Here is a 2,859-nt window from a genome sequence, read left to right as displayed (position 1 = left end):
CGGTCCATCGACGCCTTCTGGATCCAGCGGAACGCCTCGGGCTCGGTCAGGCCCATCTTCTCGTTGAGCAGGCCCTTGGCCCGGTCGACGAGCTTGCGGGTCTCGAAGCGCTCGACCATGTCGGCGACCTCGGCCTCGAGCGTGATGATCTGCTCGTAGCGGGCCAGGGCGATCTCGATCGCCGGCAGCAGGTCGTTGGGGGTGAAGGGCTTCACGACGTATGCGAGCGCACCGGCCTCGGTCGCCCGCTCCACGAGCTCCTTCTGGCTGAACGCCGTCAGCAGCACGACCGGCGCGATGTGCGCCTTGCTGAGCTTCTCGGCGGCGGAGATGCCGTCGAGTACGGGCATCTTCACGTCCATGATCACGAGGTCGGGGCGCAGTTCGGTGGCCAGCTGCACGGCCGTTTCACCGTCACCGGCCTCGCCGACCACGTCGAACCCGGCGTCGCGGAGAATCTCCACGATGTCGAGGCGGATCAGCGATTCGTCCTCGGCGACGACAACGCGTCGCGGGGCTGTGGCCATGGGGGTGGCGGTATCGTCGAGCTCAGTCACGACACCATTCTAGGTCAGGCGAGGCCGTTCCCTGCGGTATCGTCGTGGAGGCACTTGCCGGTGTGGCGGAATGGCAGACGCGACCGACTCAAACTCGGTTGTCTTCGGACGTGTGGGTTCGACTCCCACCACCGGTACGCACACGAAAAAGGAGAGGGATGCCGCATCGCGGCATCCCTCTCCTTTTCGCTTCCGGCCTTACTGCTCGGCCTTGTAGATCGGCGCCTTGCCGTGCACGGCGTCGCCCACCTTGTGGATGCGGATGTCGTTGGTCGAGCCGATGATTCCGGGAGGGGAACCGGAGATCACGACGACGCGGTCACCGACCTCGGCCAGCTTGTTCGTGAGCAGGTAGTCGTCGACCTGGATGAACATGAGGTCCGTGTGGGCCACGTGCTCGACGATGGCCGACTGGACGCCCCACGTGATCGCCATGCGGCGACGGATCGCCGGCTCGGGGGTGAACCCGATCATGGGGAACTTGGGGCGCAGGCGCGACATGCGGCGGGCGGTGTCGCCGGACTCGGTGAAGATGCAGACGTACTTCGCCTCGACGAACTCCGCCACCTCCATCGCGGCGAGCGTGATGGCCCCGCCCTGCGTGCGCGGCTTGGTGTTCAGCGGCGCGATGCGCTCCATGCCGTGCTCTTCGGTGGATTCGATGATGCGCGCCATGGTCTCGACGACGACGACGGGGTAGTCCCCCACGCTCGTCTCGCCCGAGAGCATGACCGCGTCGGCGCCGTCGAGCACGGCGTTGGCGACGTCACTGGTCTCGGCGCGGGTCGGCACCGGGTTGTTGATCATCGACTCGAGCATCTGCGTCGCGACGATGACGGGCTTGGCCATGCGGCGGCAGAGCTCGACCGCGCGCTTCTGCACGATCGGAACGGCCTCGAGCGGCAGCTCGACGCCCAGGTCTCCGCGGGCGACCATGATGCCGTCGAAGGCGTCGATGATCTCCTCGAGGTTTTCCACGGCCTGCGGCTTCTCGATCTTGGCGATGACGGGCACGCGGCGCCCCTCTTCGGCCATGATCTCGTGGACGCGGGTGACGTCCTCGGCGCTGCGCACGAACGACAGCGCGATGAGGTCCGCGCCGGCGCGCAGGCCCCAGCGCAGGTCCGCCTCATCCTTTTCGGAGAGAGCGGGCACGCTGACGGCGACGCCGGGCAGGTTGATGCCCTTGTTGTTGGACACCGGGCCGCCGACGATGACCTTCGTCGTGACGACGGGACCGTCGACCTCGGTCACCTCGACGCGCACCTTGCCGTCGTCGATGAGAAGGAAGTCGCCCGGGCGGACGTCGGCGGGAAGACCCTTGAAGGTCGTCGAGACGATCTCCTTGGTGCCCTCGATGTCGTCCGTGGTGATCTTGAAGACATCGCCCACGGCGAGCTGGTGGGGCCCGTCGGCGAACTTGCCCAGTCGGATCTTGGGGCCCTGCAGGTCCACCAGCGCGGCGACGGCGCGGCCGGAATCCTGGGCCGCCTTACGCACGTTGGCGAAGTTGTTCTCGTGGACGGAATAGTCGCCGTGGCTCAGGTTGAATCGCGCCACGTCGACACCGGCGTCGATGATCGCGCGGACCATCTCGTAGGTGGATGTGGCGGGGCCGAGAGTGGCGACGATTTTCGCGCGTCTCATCGTGGGTGTGCTCCGGTCTTTGGGGGGATGGCTGTCGAGTGCTGCCGTGTTCAGCCTACGCGGGCTGCAGTCCGATAGCGATGTCAGTGGGTCGCACGGGCTGAGGAAGCTCTGTCGTGCCCATGAGGAAGCGGTCCACTGCAGCTGCAGCGGCCCGACCCTCCGCGATGGCCCACACGATGAGCGACTGACCGCGGCCGGCGTCGCCGGCGACGAAGACGCCGGGGTGGGTGGCCTGGTAGTCCCCGTCGCGGGCGAGGATGCCGCGCGGCGTGAACTGCGTGTCGAGCTGGTCTTCGAGCTTCTCGCGCTCGGGTCCGGTGAACCCCATCGCGATGAGCACGAGGTCGGCGGGGATCTCGCGCTCGGTGCCGCTCTTGGGGAGGCGCCGGCCGTCGACGAACTCGGTCTCGGCTACGCGCAGCGCGCGCACCTCGCCGACGTCGTTGCCGAGGAATTCCACGGTGGAGGCGAGGAACGTCCGCTCGCCGCCCTCTTCGTGGGCCGACGTCATCTCGAACAGCGTCGGGGTCATAGGCCACGGATGCGTGTCGGGGCGTTCGGCAGGAGGCTGCTTGCCGATGGCGAGGTTGGTGACGCTGAGGGCACCCTGGCGGTGCGCGGTGCCGATGCAGTCGGCCCCGGTGTCGCCACC

3 protein-coding genes and 1 tRNA gene are annotated in these 2,859 nt (G+C 67.6%); 1 reads left to right on the top strand and 3 read right to left on the bottom strand.

All coding sequences use genetic code 11. From position 1 onward, the window contains the following. Positions 1 to 527, bottom strand: a 527-nt coding sequence (locus NQ160_RS21905; protein ID WP_257517161.1) for an ANTAR domain-containing response regulator, incomplete at its 3' end; no start/stop codon positions are given. Positions 528 to 613: 86 nt separating this feature from the next. Here NQ160_RS21905 and NQ160_RS21900 point away from each other — a divergent pair. Beyond that, a tRNA-Leu gene (locus NQ160_RS21900) sits at positions 614 to 694 on the top strand. A gap of 61 nt (positions 695 to 755) precedes the next feature. On the opposite strand, the gene pyk is transcribed toward NQ160_RS21900, so the two are convergent. Together pyk and NQ160_RS21890 are read right to left on the bottom strand one after the other, a co-directional pair. After that, positions 756 to 2,204, bottom strand: coding sequence for a pyruvate kinase (gene pyk / locus NQ160_RS21895; RefSeq protein WP_257517160.1), 1,449 nt, complete (start codon positions 2,202 to 2,204; stop codon positions 756 to 758). Between the two features lie 55 nt (positions 2,205 to 2,259). Further along, a partial coding sequence (locus NQ160_RS21890; RefSeq protein ID WP_257517159.1) for an FAD-dependent oxidoreductase occupies positions 2,260 to 2,859 on the bottom strand: 600 nt, incomplete at its 5' end.

The sequence above is a fragment of the Microbacterium sp. zg.Y909 genome (assembly GCF_024626565.1).
The sequence above is the reverse complement of the archived record's forward strand: the minus strand, read 5'-3'. Positions and strand labels throughout refer to the sequence as shown.

Coding starts and splice junctions, on each gene's coding strand:
- pyk (WP_257517160.1), bottom strand. CDS start 2,204: ATGAGACGCGCGAAAATCGTCGCCACTCTCGGCCCCGCCACATCCACC.